15 protein-coding genes are annotated in these 20,010 nt (G+C 29.2%); 5 read left to right on the forward strand and 10 right to left on the reverse strand.

What is annotated here, in order from left to right; genetic code table 11:
* Positions 1 to 28: 28 nt before the first annotated feature.
* The gene (locus KO506_RS02720) at positions 29 to 604 is read right to left on the reverse strand and encodes a hypothetical protein (RefSeq protein WP_215993368.1); all 576 of its coding nucleotides are present in this window, start codon (positions 602 to 604) and stop codon (positions 29 to 31) included.
* 100 nt (positions 605 to 704) lie between these two features.
* On the opposite strand from KO506_RS02720, the gene ccsA reads away from it, so the two are divergent.
* Together ccsA and KO506_RS02730 are read left to right on the forward strand one after the other, a co-directional pair.
* A complete protein-coding gene (ccsA, locus tag KO506_RS02725; RefSeq protein ID WP_215993369.1) occupies positions 705 to 3,908 on the forward strand; it encodes a cytochrome c biogenesis protein CcsA in 3,204 nt (1,067 codons plus the stop codon).
* Between the two features lie 52 nt (positions 3,909 to 3,960).
* Positions 3,961 to 4,476, forward strand: a complete 516-nt coding sequence (locus KO506_RS02730) for a DUF2892 domain-containing protein (RefSeq protein ID WP_215993370.1) — start codon at positions 3,961 to 3,963, stop codon at positions 4,474 to 4,476.
* A gap of 72 nt (positions 4,477 to 4,548) precedes the next feature.
* On the opposite strand, the gene KO506_RS02735 is transcribed toward KO506_RS02730, so the two are convergent.
* The 8 genes from KO506_RS02735 to porU all read right to left on the reverse strand — a co-directional run bounded on the left by KO506_RS02735 (position 4,549) and on the right by porU (position 14,924).
* A complete protein-coding gene (locus tag KO506_RS02735; RefSeq protein WP_215993371.1) occupies positions 4,549 to 4,887 on the reverse strand; it encodes a hypothetical protein in 339 nt (112 codons plus the stop codon).
* Between the two features lies 1 nt (position 4,888).
* Positions 4,889 to 6,529 (reverse strand): LysM peptidoglycan-binding domain-containing protein, encoded by a 1,641-nt coding sequence (locus KO506_RS02740; protein WP_252726763.1) that lies wholly within the window; start codon positions 6,527 to 6,529, stop codon positions 4,889 to 4,891.
* Positions 6,530 to 6,570: 41 nt separating this feature from the next.
* Positions 6,571 to 8,106, reverse strand: coding sequence for a glutamine-hydrolyzing GMP synthase (gene guaA / locus KO506_RS02745; protein ID WP_215993373.1), 1,536 nt, complete (start codon positions 8,104 to 8,106; stop codon positions 6,571 to 6,573).
* A gap of 111 nt (positions 8,107 to 8,217) precedes the next feature.
* Positions 8,218 to 9,282, reverse strand: coding sequence for a 3-oxoacyl-ACP synthase III family protein (locus tag KO506_RS02750; protein ID WP_215993374.1), 1,065 nt, complete (start codon positions 9,280 to 9,282; stop codon positions 8,218 to 8,220).
* 119 nt (positions 9,283 to 9,401) lie between these two features.
* Positions 9,402 to 9,785, reverse strand: coding sequence for a group III truncated hemoglobin (locus tag KO506_RS02755; RefSeq protein ID WP_215993375.1), 384 nt, complete (start codon positions 9,783 to 9,785; stop codon positions 9,402 to 9,404).
* 56 nt (positions 9,786 to 9,841) lie between these two features.
* Positions 9,842 to 10,324 (reverse strand): cytidine deaminase, encoded by a 483-nt coding sequence (gene cdd, locus KO506_RS02760; protein WP_215993376.1) that lies wholly within the window; start codon positions 10,322 to 10,324, stop codon positions 9,842 to 9,844.
* Positions 10,325 to 10,401: 77 nt separating this feature from the next.
* A complete protein-coding gene (gene porV / locus KO506_RS02765) occupies positions 10,402 to 11,529 on the reverse strand; it encodes a type IX secretion system outer membrane channel protein PorV (protein ID WP_215993377.1) in 1,128 nt (375 codons plus the stop codon).
* 38 nt (positions 11,530 to 11,567) lie between these two features.
* Complete coding sequence (gene porU, locus KO506_RS02770; protein WP_252726764.1) at positions 11,568 to 14,924, reverse strand: type IX secretion system sortase PorU; 3,357 nt, start codon at positions 14,922 to 14,924, stop codon at positions 11,568 to 11,570.
* Between the two features lie 232 nt (positions 14,925 to 15,156).
* Between porU and gldJ the strand changes: the two genes are divergently transcribed.
* Positions 15,157 to 16,833, forward strand: coding sequence for a gliding motility lipoprotein GldJ (gldJ, locus tag KO506_RS02775; protein ID WP_215993379.1), 1,677 nt, complete (start codon positions 15,157 to 15,159; stop codon positions 16,831 to 16,833).
* Between the two features lie 67 nt (positions 16,834 to 16,900).
* Positions 16,901 to 18,157, forward strand: a complete 1,257-nt coding sequence (locus tag KO506_RS02780) for a UDP-N-acetylmuramoyl-tripeptide--D-alanyl-D-alanine ligase (RefSeq protein ID WP_215993380.1) — start codon at positions 16,901 to 16,903, stop codon at positions 18,155 to 18,157.
* A gap of 60 nt (positions 18,158 to 18,217) precedes the next feature.
* On the opposite strand, the gene KO506_RS02785 is transcribed toward KO506_RS02780, so the two are convergent.
* Positions 18,218 to 19,069, reverse strand: a complete 852-nt coding sequence (locus KO506_RS02785) for an N-acetylglucosamine kinase (protein WP_215993381.1) — start codon at positions 19,067 to 19,069, stop codon at positions 18,218 to 18,220.
* Positions 19,070 to 19,201: 132 nt separating this feature from the next.
* Here KO506_RS02785 and KO506_RS02790 point away from each other — a divergent pair, with 132 nt between their 5' ends.
* A complete protein-coding gene (locus KO506_RS02790; protein ID WP_215993382.1) occupies positions 19,202 to 19,954 on the forward strand; it encodes a tyrosine-protein phosphatase in 753 nt (250 codons plus the stop codon).
* Positions 19,955 to 20,010 lie beyond the last annotated feature (56 nt).

A 20,010-nucleotide genomic window follows, 5' to 3' on the forward strand; every position in this document is an offset into this window, starting at 1 on the left:
AAGGCTTTTATTTTTTAATTCAATATTTCTATAAAGCTTTCTCTAGCTTGTCTGGCATTTTATCTCTATCCTCAACTAAAAACATAATTTCTTCTGGCGATAAATAATATCTTCTCATTCTATTTTTATACACTTCTGAGATTTCTGCGTGGTTTAAAATAAAATTCTTGGTTTTTAAAATATAGTCTTCCATTTTATGTTTTACTGCAAAACTATCTGCTGCTCTTTCTGCTTCTACAATATGATTTTCTGAAAACAAATATTTGAGTCCAAACCAAATTAAATTGAATCTACTTCTGTCTTGATAATCCATAATATGTCCTAATTCATGACCAATCCAACCAATAAAAATATCATCAGGAATATCTAAAGTAGAAAATTCTTTATCAGAAATTTTAAATTTTTTACTAATTAAAATTAAATATTTTCTATTTTTTTTACTTCTAAAAAAACTATCAAACGTGGGTCTAGCTTGCATTGTAGATTTTTTGATGTTTTTCTTTAATTTAAATTCAATCTTAATATCGGCTAATTGTGGAAAATATTTTAATGCTACTTCTACTCTTTCTTGAATTTTATTAGGAATTATGTGAGTTTTATTCATTTTTTTAGTTCTTTTTAACAATTAAATATACTTATATCAAAAAGGTTATTTGTGCTTTTATGCTTAAATTTGTTGCTCTTTTAAAAGCACATATTTTAAGATGAAAAACTTTTTTAATTTTCTATACTCAACTCGTTTAATGGCTGTTCTATTTTTCTTATTTGCAACAGCAATGGGTATTGCCACTTTTATAGAAAATGATTTTGGCACTCAAACTTCTAAAGCGCTAGTGTATAATACTTGGTGGTTTGAAGTAATTATGATTTTCTTTGTCATCAACTTTTTTGGTAACATTTTTAGATACAAATTGTTAAGAAAAGAAAAATGGCCAGTTTTAATGTTTCACGTAGCATTTTTATTTATTTTAATTGGCGCAGGTGTTACTAGATATGTTGGTTTTGAAGGAATTATGTTAATTGACGAAGGTGAAACTACTAATAAATTTTTATCAGAAACTACCTATGTAAATCTTATTGTTGATAATAATGAGGTGCAAAAAACTAAACACGAACCTATTTTATTAAGTGCTTGGGGTTCTAATTCTTGGTCTTTTTCTGATAATTTTAAAGGCAAAGATTATGAGGTTAATTTAGTAGATTACATACCTTGGGCAGAAAGAAAATTAGTTGAAGATAAAAATGGGGTTGAACATTTATTTATAGTAGAATCTTCGAGCGGAAATAGACACGAACATTATATAAAATCGGGTACAGTTGCTAATATTCATAATGTTTTAGTGGGTTTTAATGCTAAAGATAACAATGCGAATATCAACATATTTAAAAGAAATGATAGTTTAAAAATTCTTTCTAAAGCTGATGGTAATTATCAAGTAATGGCTACACAACAACAAGGTGGTTTATTAAAAGATAGTATTCAAGATTTTAAATTACGTTCTTTATATAATGTTGCTGGCTTGCCTTTTGTTGTACCTCAATACCCAAGTAAAGGTACAATGACAACAATTAGTGGTCCAAAAGATGATAAAGTTTTAGACGTAATTGTTTTAGATGTAAAAACAGGTACAGAAACACAAAGAGTAGAACTTACTGGTGGTAAATTTAACAACGATAATGCACAAGATTTTACTTTAAATGGTTTAAATTTTAGATTATGGTATGGTGCTAAAATTTTAGAAACACCTTTTAGTGTAAAACTAAACGATTTTCAATTAGAAAAATATCCAGGTTCAGAAAGTGCAGCTTCTTATGCAAGTGAAGTTACTGTAATTGATACTGATGAAACTTTTGATTTTAGAATTTTTATGAATCATATTTTAGATCACAAAGGCTACAAATTTTTTCAATCTAGTTACGATTTATCTGGCGAAAGAGAACAAACACACTTATCTGTAAACCATGATTGGTGGGGAACTTTTATCACTTACTTAGGATATTCACTTTTATATACAGGTTTAATTTGCATCTTTTTTGCAAAAAACACACGTTTTGATTCGCTTAAAAACTCATTAAAGAAAATCAGAAATAAAAAAACTTTAGTGTCTTTAACTACAGCTTTATTTATTTCTTCTTTTAGTTTTGGGCAAGAAGCAGATCACGATCATTCAGATCCAAATCATGTACATACAACAACTACTCAAACGAAGCAACAACATACTACTCCTCATAAAGTAAATAGAATTACAGACCAACAAGTAGATTCTATTTTAAAAGCAAATTTAGTATCCTTAGAGCATGCAGAAGATTTTAATAAATTAATTATTCAAGATGCAGGAGGTAGAATGAAACCTGCGCATACTTTTGCTTCTGAATTGGTTAGAAAAGTAAGTCAAACCGAAACTTTACATAATATGGAACCTAGTCAGGTTTTATTATCAATATTAGAAAACTCTAGGCTTTGGTATGAAGTACCAGCTATATATCTAGAAAAAAATAATTTTAAAATTAGAGAACAATTAGGCCTAGAAAAAACTGCTAAATATGCTCGTTTGTCAGACTTTTTCTCTAACAGAGGTGAGTATATTATTAAAGGTCAAATAGAAGAAGCTCAAAAAACAAAATTTCAAAATAAATTTGATAAAGATTTAATTAAAATCGATAGAAGAGTTGGTTTATTATACAGCGCTATTGGTGGTGGAATTTTAAGAATTTATCCAATTCCTAATGATGAAAATAACAAATGGGTTTCGCATCCAGAAATAGCAAATAGCAAAATTTTAAAGACCAAAGATTCACTTTACGTTCCTAAATTGTTGCCTTTATACATGCAACTTTTACAAACTGCTAAAAGAAATGGAGATTATAGTAAAGCTAATAAAATTTTAGACGGAATTAAAACTTATCAAAAGAAATATGGTGCTGAAGTTTATCCTAAAGAAAGAAAAATTGACTTAGAAATTGCTTATAACAAATTAGGTATTTTTATAAAAAGTTCTATTTTTTACATGATACTTGGTTTACTTTTAATATTTATAGAAATTCTTAAAATCTTTTACTATAAATCTAAAGTTTTAAATTACATTGTTAAAGGCTTAATTACATTAATTATTTTAAGTTTCTTATTCCACACTTTTGGATTAATTTCTAGATGGTACATTAGTGGTAATGCTCCTTGGAGTAATGCTTACGAATCTATTATTTATGTAGCTTGGGCTACAATGGCATTTGGTTTATATCTGGGTAAAAAATCTGCACTAACCATTGGAGCAACAACATTTTTAGCTGCTATTATTTTAGCATTTGCACATCAAAACTGGTTAGATCCAGAAATTGCCAACTTACAACCTGTTTTAAATTCTTGGTGGTTATTAGTGCATGTATCTATAATTGTAGCTAGTTATGGCCCTTTTTCTCTAGGGATGATTCTTGGAGTTGTATCATTAATTTTGATTGCTTTTACCAATGATAAGAATAAAAAAAGAATGGATGTTAACATTAAAGAATTGACCATTATTAATGAAATGGCTATTACTGTTGGTTTAGTTATGCTTACCATTGGTAACTTTTTAGGTGGTATGTGGGCCAATGAAAGTTGGGGTCGTTACTGGGGTTGGGATCCTAAAGAGACTTGGGCTTTAATTTCTATTATGGTCTATGCTTTTGTTTTACATATGCGTTTAATACCTGGTTTAAGAGGTCGTTTATCTTTTAACTTTGCATCTGCTTTTGCATATTTATCTATAATGATGACCTATTTTGGAGTTAACTTCTACTTATCTGGTTTGCATTCTTATGCAAGTGGAGACCAAGCTGTAACTCCTAAAGAAGCTTATATATATATTATAGCTTTAGTTGGCTTAACAGTATTAGCATCATTTAAATACAAGAAATACTTTAAGAAGTAATTCTGAAAATGTATTTTTGCTTTTCGAAATTTTTAATCATCAAAAACAAACAATGTTTAATAAAAATATAAAATTAGTTTTAGCAGGTTTAATTACAGTTTGGTCTGTGTATGAATTTACGCAAGGAAATATTATGAACGGAATTTCTATCTTATTATTAGCTGGAATTTTTGTCTTATTCTATTTTAAAAACGAGTTTATTCTTTTGGCTTTTTTACAATTGCGTAAGCAAAATTTTCCTGCTGCACAAAAATGGTTAGGTTATATAAAAAACCCAGAAACTGCTTTAATAACTAAACAACAAGGTTATTATAACTATTTACATGGTATTATGTTAAGCCAAACCAACATGACACAAGCTGAAAAGTTTTTAAGAAAAGCAGTAAAATTAGGTTTGTCTATGGATCATGATTTGGCAATGGCAAAACTACAATTAGCAGGAATTGCAATGACCAAAAGACGTAAACGTGAAGCGACTAATTTAATGGCTGAGGCTAAGAAATTAGACAAACACGGAATGCTAAAAGAACAAATGCAAATGATGAAACAACAGATGAAGAAAATCTAAGTTGTTATTTCCATTCAAAAACAAAAAAATCCGCTTATAGCGGATTTTTTGTTTTATATATTACACAAATTTCTACTTTCTTCTTACCATATAAGAATTAAAACCTTTTGTTGAGCTCATTTGTTGTTGCAAAAATATTAAAGGAATAATAATACTTACTGTACCTATTGCTCCATAAATTGTCCACAAAAATAGTGTTGCAAAAATTCCTAACAGAAGCCCAATTAGAAGAACTAATTTATTAGGTTCAGCTTTAATATCATTTACATGCTTCTTTTCCTTTTTACCACAATTAAAACAATTCACGTTAAATTCATCTCCTTTTTCCATTTGTAAATCTGGTCTAGTTGAAGCGTTAGATTTTATTGTAATTTCTTTTTTGCAAGATTTACAATTCGTGTATAATTTCATTTTACTTCAATCTAGTTAAAGACAAATCTTTATTGTATTGTACAATAAATAAACCTTGATTTTCTGCAAGATAAGTACTATTTCTATAATCGAACTTACTCTCTATTCTTACAGACATTCCTTCGTTTAATGTAGATTTTAAATCATAACCAGAAGCCAAACGAATTAATATATCATAAGTAATATCAAAACCTTTTGTAGCGTAAAAAGATGGCAATGCTTTGTTCTTTTTTTGATATTGTTGATTGAATATTCTTGTGTTTAAAGAGTTTTCATCAACAAACTCATCACTTACATAGGTAAAACCAATTTTAGCTAATTTTCTATTGTCAATTTTATCATATACTCTCCCTTTATCAAAAGTAAAAACTTTTACAGTAGTTTCTTCTGGCAAACTGATTAAACTATTAATTGCGTCAGAAACTGCAACATTTTTATCAGTAGCAATAATTACCCAATTTTTAGCATTTGGTTTTAACAATTCTAAGAAACGTTCTTTTGCGATATAACCCTTTTGTGGAGACAATATATTTACAACTGCATCTAAACCAAAATTTAAGTTATTCTGAATGGTTCTACTACTTTGTTTAGAGGCAGAACTTTCATCAGTTACAATAATAATATTTCCTTTTTCAATAATTGGAGTTTCTATTATAGTTTGTTCATCTACCAAAGTATTGTTGTCTTCTATGGTTTCTACTTTGTTAAAATTCTCGATGATATATTTTTCCAATTCTTCTCTAAACACCTTTTTTTCTGGTGATGTTTTTACAATATTACTAGAACTAAATCCTGATTGATCATCAGAATAAACAGGGTAAATTACAGGAATATTTACATTAGAAGCCACTGTACGAACCTCTTCTGAATACAAAGGGCCAATAACAACATCATTACTATTTAAGTTATTTCTAGAAATAATATTCGTTATTTGATTAGATCTACGATCTCCTGTATCATATACATTAAATTCGATATTTACACCTTTTCTACGTAAAGAATCAATCGCAATTTCTGCTCCTAAATAAAAGTCTGTGGTAATGTTTAATAAAGTTGAATTTCTATCAAAAATTTCTTTTAAAGTAAGCGAATCGTTTCTATATTTATGCGTTCTAAAAGGCAATAATAAAGCAACTTTTAAGTCTTTATTTCTATCAATATAATCGCTATAAAAAATTTCTTCGGATACAATTTCTAAAGGAATTTCTTTTATTTTTAACAACATTCCTACTTTTAAACCTTCTTTTAATTCTGGATTTAATTGCAATAATTCTCCTCTAGAAACATCAAAAGTTTTATTTAAGCTATAAAAAGTATCACCTTTTTTAACTTCATAAACCACGAATTTTTCCTTGATTTCTTCTAAAAGCTTTTCTTCTTCATTTAAATCAGAAGTATTTACAATTGAATCTGAAACAACCTCAGCACTTTCTTTTACTTGATTTTTAAAATTATTTAGTTTTTTTTCTGGTACTACTAAAAAAGTGTTTGCTCTGGGCTCACCTTCCACATCAGGGTTTAATCGCTTTAAATCTGGCGTTTTCATAGCCAGTTTTTCAGCAATTTTACTCATGGTTTCTCCTTGCTGTACTTTATACTGAATGTATCTTTTCTGCTGGCCACAAGAAACTGTGAATGTCAAAATACACAGAAAAATAAAAAATTTTAAATGCTTCATATACTTTATTCCCATTCTATAGTTGCAGGTGGTTTAGAGCTAATATCATACACAACTCTATTTACACCTTTTACTTGATTTATTATTTTGTTTGATGTTTTCTGTAAAAATTTATAAGGTAAATCTACCCAATCAGCAGTCATACCATCTGTACTTTCTACAGCTCTTAAGGCTACTACTTTTTCGTAGGTTCTTTCATCACCCATAACTCCAACAGAATTTACGGGTAACAACATAGCACCTGCTTGCCAAACACTATCATACAAACCATCTTCTTTTAAACCGTTGATAAAAATTGCATCTACTTCTTGTAAAATTCTAACCTTTTCAGCAGTAATATCACCTAAAATTCGGATTCCTAAACCAGGACCAGGAAAAGGATGACGACCTAATAATTCTTTATCTATACCTAAAGAAGCACCTACTCTTCTAACTTCATCTTTAAAAATCATACGCAAAGGCTCTACAATTTTTAGTTTCATAAAATCTGGCAAACCACCTACATTATGATGACTTTTAATGGTTGCAGAAGGCCCTCCATTTACAGAAACAGACTCAATAACATCAGGATAAATTGTACCTTGTGCCAACCATTTTACATCTTTAATTTGATGTGCTTCATCATCAAAAACATCAATAAATGTATTACCAATGGCTTTTCTTTTTCCTTCAGGATCTGTGATACCTTCTAACTTTTTCAAAAAACGTTCAGAAGCATCTACTCCTTTAACGTTTAAACCCATTCCTTCGTATTGAATTAATACGCTTTCGAATTCATTTTTACGTAAAAGTCCGTTATTTACAAAAATACAGTACAAGTTTTCACCTATTGCTTTGTGTAATAAAACTGCAGCAACTGTAGAATCTACACCACCAGAAAGCCCTAAAACAACTTTGTCTTCACCAACTTTTTCTTTAATTGCATCTACTGTACTTTCTACAAAAGAATTGGGTGTCCAAGTTTGTGCTACACCTGCAATATCTACCAAAAAGTTTGCCAATAATTGTTTACCATCTTTAGAATGATATACCTCTGGATGAAACTGAATGGCAAAAGTAGTTTCGCCTTCAATTTTATAAGCGGCATTTTGTACATCTTTAGTACTTGCTAATAAAACAGCATTTGTTGGTAATTCTTTTATGGTATCTGAATGACTCATCCAAACTTGACTGCCTTCTGTGATATTTCTAAAGAACGTTTCATCATTTTTTATAAATGATAAATTTGCTCTACCATATTCTCTTGTATTTGATTCTGCTACTTTTCCGCCAGAAAAATGTGCTAAATATTGTGCACCATAACAAACTGCTAGTAAAGGTTTTTTGCCTCTAATTTCTGCTAAATCTGGATGAAGTACATTTTCTCCTCTTACAGAATTAGGGCTCCCTGATAAGATTACAGCTTTAAAACTATCTAAACTTTCTGGTAATTTGTTATACGGATGAATTTCGCAGTAAATGTTTAATTCTCTTACTCTTCTTGCAATTAATTGCGTGTATTGAGAACCAAAATCTAAAATAAGTACGTTGTGTTGTTGCATACGCAAAAATACTATTTCAGTTTAAATTTTTACCCTGAAATATATATTTTTTTACGCGAATTAGAATTCGTGAAAATGAGTTAGAATTCGTTAAATTTATTAATATTAAATTTAAAACTTATATACAATTGCATTAATATTCATACCTGCACCAACAGAAGCAAACATAATAACATCTCCTTTATTTACTTCTTGGTTGTCTATTTTACCTTTTAAAACTAAATCTAATAAAGTAGGTACTGTTGCAACAGAAGTATTACCTAATTCATGAATACTCATAGGCATTATATCTTTTGGTACTCGTTTTTTATATAACCTATAAAAGCGTTTTATAATTGCTTCGTCCATTTTTTCGTTAGCTTGATGTATAAATATCTTTTTAACATCATCTATTTCTTCACCACTTTTATCTAGTGCAGATTTCATTGCTGCTGGTACATTTGTTATGGCAAATTCATAAATTTTGCGTCCTAACATTTTAATATATCTTACGTTTTGGTCTTCTTCTTTTTTATAAGAGCCTTCAAAATTTAAAAAATAAGCCTCGTCATTCGCAAAAGTTTGTGAAGCATGACTTAAAATACCTAAATCTTGTTCTTCTGTTTTTTCTACAATACAAGCTCCTGCTCCATCACTAAAAATCATAGAATCTCTATCATATTTATCTATTACTCTAGATAGTGTTTCTGCACCTATAACCAAGCATTTCTTAGCAATACCTGCTTTTATAAAAGCTTGTGCTTGTATTACACCTTCAATCCAACCTGGGCAACCAAACAAAACATCGTAAGCAACACAGTTAGGGTTTTTAATACCAAGTTTATTTTTTACTCTAGATGCCAAACTTGGTAACGTATCACCCTGAATAGCTCCTTTTTTTAAATCTCCAAAATTATGAGCAACAATAATATAATCTAATTCTTCTGAATTAATATTAGCATCTTCTATTGCTTTTTGAGAAGCAAAAAAAGCAATGTCAGAAGTTTTATATTCTTCTGGTGCATAACGTCTTTCTGCAATACCTGTTATTGCTTTAAATTTTTCGACAATAACATCATTACTCGCTGCAAAAGTAGAACCATCTGCATTTAAAAATTCTTCGTTTAAAAAATCTGAATTTTTTATTATTAAAGATGGTATATAGGTTCCTGTTCCTGTAATCTTTGATGAAATCATATTGTACTTATTTTCGAGTATAAATTTATGAAATTCAGATTTGCAAAATTACTATGCATGCATAGTAATGGAAGACTCAAATTGAAATTTTACAACTTATTTTGAATAAGAAAATTATATTATTTCTTATAAACATTCATCTTAAGCTTCATTACTGTTGCAATTGAGCTTGCTCTGTTTTTCATTATATGTGCTTTTTCTCCTTCAAAATTAGCATCAATAGTATCAAAAAAATACGATACCCAAATGCCAAAATGTACTTCTTTAAACTGTAGAAATGCATTTATTTTTACATGTTTTTGCATTACATTATTCTGATAAGTTAGGGTATCAAACAAAATATCGTTCCAAAAATCTGTAATGGTTTCTAGATGATGTTCAAGTTGATTTTTGGCAACAATTTCTTCAAAAAAAGGGATCATCTTTTTATCTACCAATAATTTATCATAAAAATGGGTAATGATAAATTTGATGTCTTTTCTTGAGCTAATATCTGGTTTCACCTATTATCATTTTAAAATATCTAGAAGGTTTTAAAAACCTTGCAGAAAAAAGAATTTTATAAATACGAACTATCAAAAGAAAAAGGCAATAGAGAAAGTAGGGATTCTGTTTTTACAATTTCGCCTACTTCACCCATAAATAAAATTGGAAAGGATTGTTTTTGCTTTATTTCATATTCTGATAAAGATTGTCTACAAGCTCCACAAGGTCCAACAGGTTTATCAACCTTAGTAATAGATGAACTAGCTGTAATTGCCAATTTTAAAATCTTTACTCCAGGAAACTCAGAACCTGCTTTCCAAATAGCAACTCTTTCTGCACACATACCAGAAGGATAGGCTGCATTTTCTTGATTGTTACCTAATACAATTTTGTTATTTTCTAATAATAAAGCTGCACCAACATTAAATTTAGAATAAGGTGCATACGCTTTATGCCTTGCTTCAATAGCTTTATCCATCAACATTTTGTCTTCTGAAGAGAGTTCTGACACATCATTATAAAGTGTGGCAGTTGTAGCTATTTCAATTTTTTTCATAAATAAATTGGTCAAAAAAAGCAGCCTTATTTGACTGCTTTTTATATTGTTATAAATTTACTAAAAAAAAATCAATTTTAGTAATTATCGTAAATTTCTCCTAAATCAAAAGATAAAGAAAAACGTAATGAGTTTTCTAATGGATTATTTACATCTGATGAATTAATTAAATATGATAAGTCTACATTTAGTGCATTTGTTTTAAAACCACCACCTAAAGTAAAATATTGTCTGTTCCCTTTATCTGGGCTTTCATGAAAATATCCTGCTCTTAAAGCAAAAGCATTATTGTATAAGTATTCTGCACCTAAAGCATACGTAAATTCGCTTAATTCTTCGCTAAAACCACCTGGAGCATCACCAAAAGAACCAAATATACCTTGTATCCATCCTTTTTCTTCATCAGAACCATCTTCTTGTGGTGTTGGTACTAGTAATTTTGTGAATTCAATATTTGTAGATATAATATTGTAATCATCTAAAATAAAGTCAAAACCACCACCAAATTTTAAATTTGTTGGTATAAAATCTTCTTCACCTGGTGTATACGAAACTTTAGGTCCAATGTTTGCAATATTAAAACCTATTCTATAACGACCATTAAAGTTACCATAGTTTTCTTCATAAGATTGGTAGTAACCAGAAACATCTACAGCAAAAGAATTAATAGGTTGTAAAGAATTACCAGAAGTACCATTAAACGCTAAGTTAGAACGAATGTATTTTAACGAAACTCCCATAGAAAAAGTTTCACTTAATTTTAAAGCATAAGAACCTGTTGCTACAAATTCATTTGGGTTTATAGAACCATTATCACTACCATCATCATTAGTTAAATCGATTTGCCCTAAAGAAAAATATTTAAAATCTGCACCCCAAGCTGCATTTTCACTAAATCTGTTAATGTAAGCACCACTACCAACAAAAATATCGTCGGTTAAATTTCGTAACCAAGGTGAGTATGTAATACCTGTTTTTATTTGTCGATCACTAAATGTAATTTTTGCTGGGTTGTGAAATAAAGACCAAGCATCTGCAGTAGTTGCAACTCCCATATCTCCCATACCTCCTGCTCTAGCATCTGGTACAATTAATAAAAAAGGTGTTGCAGTTGTTATACCACCTGTTTGTTGAGTATCTGTTTGTGCATTAATTTTTAAACTTACTAAAGCACAAAGTGCCATACAAAATACTATTTTTTTCATTCTTAATTTTCTTGTTATTTATTACAAATATCTTCTTTTTATTGAAGTATTACTAATTTTTCGTATTTCTCTGAAACTAAATTACTTGTTGTAGATGTTACTTTTAATTTATAAACATAAACACCTTTACCTATTTTATTACCAAAATCGTCTAAACCATTCCAAGTAATATTTCTAGATAAATTACCTGTTGTTTGCACATTTTGATTAATCGTTTTTATCAATTTACCAGAAACTGTAAAAACTTGAACTTGCACTTCTAATGGCTCATTAGGCTTATTATGATTAAACCAAAACTCTGTATAATTTACAAAAGGATTTGGATAATTCAATACATTTTCTAGATTTAGAATAGCATCACTTACAACCACAAAGTTTAACGTAGTTTCTGATGAGTTATTGTAAGTATCCCAAGCTTTAATTTTTAAAGTATGTGAGCCAACTTCTAAATCTCTTAGTGTATAATTTACTTTTCCATTCGTATAATCGTCTAATTCTGTTTGATAAAAATCATTTAAAATAATTGGGTTAGATGTATCTCCATCTAAAATCCCAACAATATCATGATCTACTGCAGTTATGGAAGTATTAATACCATTTGTGTCTGATAAAACTGCAATTAAATTAGGTGATGAATTTGTATTACCACCATCAATAAAAGATTCGTCGTTCATAAACAAACTTATTTCTGGCCCTATATTATCTTCGGGTGCGTTTTCGTTAATTCCACCTACAACAACATCAAAATTTGCACCTGCTTTATCTGTTTCGCCATTTTCTGCATAAAAACTTAGTTTCCCTTTTCCGTAGGCAATTTTAATATCTTTTGGCACAATAAAATCGAAAGTAAAAGTACCATTTGTAACTGTAGATTTACCTCTAAACAACTTACTATCTTGTGTATCAAAGATTAATTCTATTCCAAAACCATCATTATCTAAAGTAGTTTTATCTATAGATTTATCGAAAATTGTTGTAGATAAGGTACCATTAAAATTGTTTAAAACTGCATTAACATCATCTGTAATAACGCCTTCAAATTTTACTTTTGATAAAGCTTTTATCGTATCTAGAGATTGAGTTACATCAACATCATTCATTTTTGTAATACGTATATTAGGCTCTGGAATTGCTAATTTCATTGCAGGATCTCCAAAGTGAAAAATAAAGAATTTTTGTGTACTTGTAAAATTGTTTTTTGTTGCTGCTAGGGCTTCTGCAATGGTATAATCTTGATCATTAAAAGCTAATAATTCTCTTACTAATTGCTCATTAAAACGTTGGCCTGTAGATATAAAAACTTCTCTTGTTGTGGTAATCATACTTGCAGCTCCACCAGTATCACTTTTAAAAGTTAACTCACCTGCTGTAATTCTATTGGGGTTATCGAATCTAGAAAAATCACAGGTTACTGTTATTAAAAGCGGCAATGTATTTGGGTTATTAAAAGATTGAATTTGTGGTACATCTAAAATTCTTTCTGAGGCAAAACCATCTTCTCCTCCATGACCAAAATAATCGAAAATTAAAGTCCCTTTTTCTATAGCATTTGTAATGGCTTCATTTACTTCTGGGTAACGTTCACCTCCTGAAGAGTTTTCTTGCACAAAAGCATCAACATAAATTTTATTTACATTAAAAATGGGTTTATTATTTTTAATTTCATCTGCAATAGATTCTACACCTTGTTCAATTACTTCTTCTCCAGAAGCATCAATATCATCTGCTAAAAGTGTAATTGTATTTCGCCAATCTCCAATTGCTTCTTTACTATAATAATTTAAAATCTTATCTATAACAATAGTAGCTTCGCTAATTGTAGAAACTGGAATTCTACTAGACACAACATCAACTGTGTGATTGCTAGACATTGTACCTTCATCATCTTCTAGCATCACAAAAAAATCATCTGTAACCCAAGAATTTGCCAAATTAAAACTGATATCAGATAATTTTACAGGAATTATATTATTATTACTCGCAATTCTATCTTTATAATCGTAAGAAGAATCACCAAAAAAACAAACATATTTAAGCTTTGTATCTTCGGATGAATTTGTGGTATACACATGTTTTATAAAATCTCGAATTCCTGTAATGTCTTTAGAGCCTGAAGAAAATTCATTATAAATTTCATCTAAAAGCACCACTTTTGTAGTTAAATCTGAATTAGTTTGATGATAATCTGCCAATCTTTGTGCTTGACCCGAAAGTTCGGAATTTGTGATTACCATATAGTTTACATCTTTTATAGCGTGTAAATTTTGGTTGGTTATTCTAGAATTATCAACAGTTTCTGGCGTATAAAAATCATTTTCATTTAAAATGATGTATTCTCTTAACTCACCTCCATTATCTTTAAAAGAAAAATTTGTAGCTGTACTTTCATTTAAAATGGTTTGTGGTTCTATATAGTTGGTAACATCCCAAACTTGAAAAGCCGAACTTCCGTTTTCTATTTGATACTCAACAACACCAGCTGCATTTGCTTGTTCAAAACTTCTGAATGAAAATTGAAAATCACTAAATCTTAATTGCTTTTCACCAACAACTTCTATATAATCTAAAAAAGCATTAGCAGACGGATTTCCATTATTATTATAAGTAATAGAAATAGCTATATTTTCTGATGAATTTACAATTTTTGCACTTCTTTGTATGGCATAAGCTTTAGTTAAAGAACCCGAATTTACTGCTGGGTAACTAATTGAATAAATCGCTTCTCCATTTACATTAACATCCATAGTAGAAGAAACCACAGAATTAGAAACGCCACCTATTTCTACAGAAATCTCTCCATTTGCAACTGCATCAGGAAAAGGAATATTAAAAGTTTGGGTCTTTTCTATATTAAAATCAGTATTAAAAAACCATTGAGTACCTACAGCCAAAATACTATTCTCTTCTTTTTCGTAAAAAGTATAGTCATTAAATTTATTTAATTGTGTTGTTGCATTAGTTGTTACCCCAGGTTTATGTTGGACTCTTTTTCCATCTTCATCATTAATCATAATAAAGTAATACGACTTATCTGTATATATATTCTGGTTATGAGTTGCTGTACTTAATGTGGTATTTACTGTCCAATTATGAGGGCCTTTTGCGTAAAATAAAATATAATCGTTAGCATCAAAAGAACCATCATTTTCACCTTGAACAAAAATGGAGTTTTCTTGTAAATCATCATATCTAAATTCGCTATTTAAATCTGGCAAAAGCTGACCACCATTACCATAAATGTGAATTTTCTTCGGATTTAACCCATTTGTAGAAACACCAATTTGTTGTAGTAAATTTCTATCAATTTTAAAGACTCCTGTTGTATCTACAGAAAATTTAAACCAATCTCCAGAAGCAAGTACAGAGTTGCTAACTTGAGCATAGTTTTGTTGCATTAAGAAGACGCAAAAAAGAAGTAAAAGCTGTTTTTTCATTTAATTATTCAAATAACGTAAATAAAATTTAGATATTTTATGGCAAACAAAGATAAATTATACTAAAGTAAAAAAGCAATCGTTTATTAAAATATGTACAAAAATGATGCGTTAAAACTTGGTGATTTGCTTGTAAGAAAGTATATTTATCGTAAATTCGCTATGTAAAACCCTATCAATTTTAAATTAGGAAATGAAAAACATATTTAAAATCTCTTTAGTTCTCGTAACAATTTTATTGTTATCAAACTGTAAAAGTTCAAATTCAAATAAATCTAGACTTACAGGTTTAAATTTTAATGATGAAAAAAACGGTGGCTTTATTAGAAATAATTCTTTTAGTGGTCAAGAAACACCTCCAGGAATGATAGGTGTAGAAGGTGGTTCTTTTACAATGGGTCAAGTACAAGATGATGTAATGTTCGATTGGAATACAACTCCTAAAAAGATACACGTTCGTTCTTTTTTTATGGATGAAGCCGAAGTTACTAACTCAGAATATTTTTTATATGTACAATATATAAAAGATGTTTTTCCTCCATCAGATGAAAATTACAAACACATTTATAATTCTGTTTTACCAGATACTTTAGTTTGGCGAAAAAGTTTAGGAAACACAGATATTTTATCAGAAAACTATTTTCGTCATCCTGCATACGCAGATTACCCTGTTGTGGGTGTAAGTTGGTTACAAGCAAATGAGTATTGTAAATGGCGTACTAATGCTGTAAACCTTAAAACATTAATTGACAAAGGACACATCAAAAATATTTTTGAAATAGATTCTATTAAAATACCTTTTGATACTGATGCTTTTTTAACAAGTCCAGATCAAGTATTAGACAGTACATTAAACGTTAGAGGTATTGGAAGAACACCTAGAAAAAAAGGAGAACCAAAACCAAGTAGAGATGCTTACCAAGGAAGACCAATTACCAAAGCTGATGGTATTTTTGTACAACCTTTTAGATTACCTACAGAAGCTGAATGGGAATTTGCTGCAAAAGCAAATATCGAAAACAGAGAATACAATAATATTAGAGGTAGAAAAAAATATGCTTGGGATGGTAAATATACCAGATCTAAAAATAAAAGAACAAGGGGAGATCAATTAGCCAACTTTAAACAAGGTAAAGGAGATTATAGTGGTTTACCTGGTTGGAGTTCTGATGGAGCAGATATACCTAACAAAATTAAATCTTACCCACCAAATGGCTTTGGTTTGTATGATATGTCTGGTAATGTTGCTGAGTGGGTTTCTGATGTTTACAGACCAATAATTGACAATGAAGCTAATGATTTCAACTATTTTAGAGGTAATATTTTTACTAAAAAAATGATTGATGAAGAAGGTAATGTGGTTATTGCTGCAAATGATCAAGCTCCAGAAGTAGCATATGACACTTTACCAAATGGTAAAATCTTTACAAGACAATTACCAGGTTCTATTAAATACATTCCTATTACTAAAGATGATGCAACAATGAGAAGAAACTTTATGGTTGCTGATAATACAGACATTAATGATGGTGATGCAAATTCTAGTAGATTTTTTGATGAAGAAGAAGATCAAATAGCATCTAAACCTAGCATGTATAATTCACCTAAATCACCTACAAGAGAAATTGACCCAGAAACAGGTGAAGAGATTCTAGTAAACGACAAAGAAAGAAGAACAACTTTAATTAGTAATAAAACAAGAGTTTATAAAGGGGGTTCTTGGTCTGATAGAGAATATTGGTTAGATCCTGCTCAAAGAAGATATTTACCAGAGTACATGGCTACAAACTATATTGGTTTTAGATGTGTTTCTGATAGAGTTGGCCCAATGTCAACTGGTAAAAGATCTGCTAGAAACCCTAGTAGATAATATAAAACATATAACAAACTTAAACCTCATTGTTTTATAATAATGAGGTTTTTTTTATATTTATAAAATGCAGATTTCAACATTATATCAAATTTATTCCGAACATTTTCTTGTTGATACAGACACTCGAAATATTAGAGAAAACACCCTCTTTTTTGCCTTAAAAGGGGATAATTTTAATGGAAACCAATTTGCTGAAAAAGCTTTAACACTTGGGGCAAACTATGCAATTGTTGATGAAATAGAATATAAAACTCAAGAAAATATAATTTTAGTTGATGATGTTTTAAAAACACTTCAAAAATTAGCAAATTATCACAGAGTTCAGTTAAATATCCCAGTTATTGGTTTAACAGGTAGTAATGGAAAAACTACAACAAAAGAACTAATAAATACGGTTTTAAACAGAAAGTATAATACGCTTGCTACCAAAGGAAACCTCAACAATCATATTGGTGTTCCTTTAACTTTATTGTCTATAACACCAGAACACGAATTAGCCATTGTAGAAATGGGTGCAAATCATCAAAAAGAAATAGAATTTTTATGTACTATTTGTGAACCAGACTTGGGCTATATCACCAATTTTGGAAAAGCACATTTAGAAGGTTTTGGAAGTATAGAAGGTGTTATTAAAGGTAAAAGTGAATTGTATACCTATTTACAAGAAAATAATAAAATGGCTCTTGTAAATCCTGAGGATGAAATTCAAGTTCAAAAAACGAAAAATATAGCATCTCTATTTTTTCCTAAAAATGATTTAAAATTTATTGATGCTAATCCTTTTGTAAAATTATCATACAACAATACAATTATAGAGAGTAATTTAATCGGAAAATATAATTATACAAATATTGCAGCTGCAATAACTATAGCTGAATATTTTAAAGTTTATAAAAGTGAAGTTAAAGAAGCTATAGAAAGCTATACACCTACTAATAATCGCTCTCAAATTATTAAAACTAAAACCAATAAAATAATTCTTGATGCTTATAATGCAAACCCTTCTAGCATGAAGGTAGCATTAGAAAATTTCGCTTCTTTAAAAGACGAAAATAAAGTAATTATTTTAGGTGATATGTTTGAATTAGGAAGTGACAGTTTAAAAGAACACCAAAATATTGTTGATCTATCTAGTGCTCTAGATATTAATAATCAGTTTTTTATTGGTGAAAATTTCCTACAAACGTCTGCTACACATCAACAATTTAAAACTTTTGAAGATTTTAAATTTTACCTCAAAAATAATCCCCTAGAAAACCAATCTATTTTAATAAAAGGTTCTAGAGGAATGCGTTTAGAAAGAGTTTTAGATTTAATGTAATGGGTTCGTTACTGCCTACTACCAACACCATAAAGCATAAAGCATAAAGCATAAAGCCAACTAAACCATCTTATTTCTATGATGTTCTAGTAAATTATCAATTGGTCTCTGAATAACATCTGTAACTTTAAGCTTGTAATTTTCTGCGACTTCTTCTAAAATATCTCTAAAATAAAATGCTATTGAACCTATAAAATACAAAGGGGTTTCTGATGTTTTATTAAAAGGCAACACTCTGTATTCAAAAAACTCTTTAAAACCATTTCTAATGATTTTATGAATGTAAGCTTCTTCTTTAAAATCGAACATAAATTTAGCAAATGAAGCCAAATACATATTAGGGTTAGGTTTTCTATATAAGTTTTGTTTGATGTAATCTGCATCCAAATTAAATTCTTCCTCAAATTTAAGCATCATTTTAGCCGGCATTTTTTTATAGTAATATTCTCTTAACAAAACCTTACCAAAGTAATTCCCACTGGCTTCATCCATTAAAATATAACCTAATGAAGGTGTATTCATTAACACATTTTCTCCATCAAAATAGCAACTATTAGAACCTGTACCTAATATACAAACCAAAGCTGGTGCTGCACCTGTAGCAGCGTAAACAGCAGCTAACATATCTTCAGCCACATTAATTTTAGCATTTATAAAAATAGCTTGTAAAATATCTTCTAAGATTTTAGCAGGTTTAAGTGTTCCACATCCAGCTCCATAAAAATGAATTTCAGTTACATCTTCTTTAACGTTAATTAACTGAAACATATTTATAATTCTATTGTTCAACTCTTCCTCTGAAACAACAGCAGGATTTAAACCCAATGTTCTTACTCTAAATGCTTCACTTTTATCACTATTTATAGCAATCCAATCTGCTTTTGTAGAACCTCCGTCTGCGATTAAAATCATAATATATCTATTTTATTCCAAAGATATTATAACAAAAAATGCTGTACAAGTATCTGAGAAACTTCAATCGTTTTCGTTTCAAAATATAATTATAAATTTTTAAAATTGTAAATTTGTATCAAATACAAAACAATGTTTTTTTTTAAAAGTAAAGAAATCCCTTTAAACGAATTTTTTCCTGAAGGGTTTATAGATATACATTCACATTTATTACCTGGTATAGACGATGGTGCCAGAGATATAAATAATTCTATGGAATTGATTCAAAAAATGGCTTCCTATGGAATTAAAAAATTTATTACAACTCCACATATTTTAGGTGATGTCTATCCAAACACACCAGAAATTATTCGAGGTCAATTAAAATTAGTGAAAGAAGAGCTAAAAAAAAGAAACCTAGATGAAATACAAATTGAAGCTGCTGCAGAATACATGATGGACGAGCATTTTTTAACCCTGCTGCAAGAAGATAAAGAAATATTAACCTTAAAAGACAATTTGGTATTGGTAGAAATGTCCTATTTCAGTCCACCAAACAACTTGTTCGACATTTTATTTCAACTGGGTTTAAAAGGTTATAAACCAGTTTTGGCACATCCTGAACGTTATGTAAGTTACCACAATAATTTTCGTATTTTTCAAAAACTTAAAAACGCGGGCTGCTTGTTTCAATTGAATTTATTATCTCTTACCGAAAACTATGGCAAAGGCGTTCAAAAAACAGCAGAAAAATTATTAAAAGAAAACCTCTATGATTTTGTAGGCACAGATACCCATCACTTTGAGCATTTAAAATTGTTGCAAAAAATTAGTACTAAAAAGAATTTAAAAACTTTACAATCTCTTTTGCTTAATAATGCACAGTTTTTAAGCAATACCAATTAAAATATATAAAAATTTTAAATATATTCGCATAAAAAAATTATATGATTTTTAATTCT

The sequence above is a fragment of the Polaribacter vadi genome (genome assembly GCF_018861005.1).
GTDB classification, from domain to species: domain Bacteria; phylum Bacteroidota; class Bacteroidia; order Flavobacteriales; family Flavobacteriaceae; genus Polaribacter; species Polaribacter vadi_A.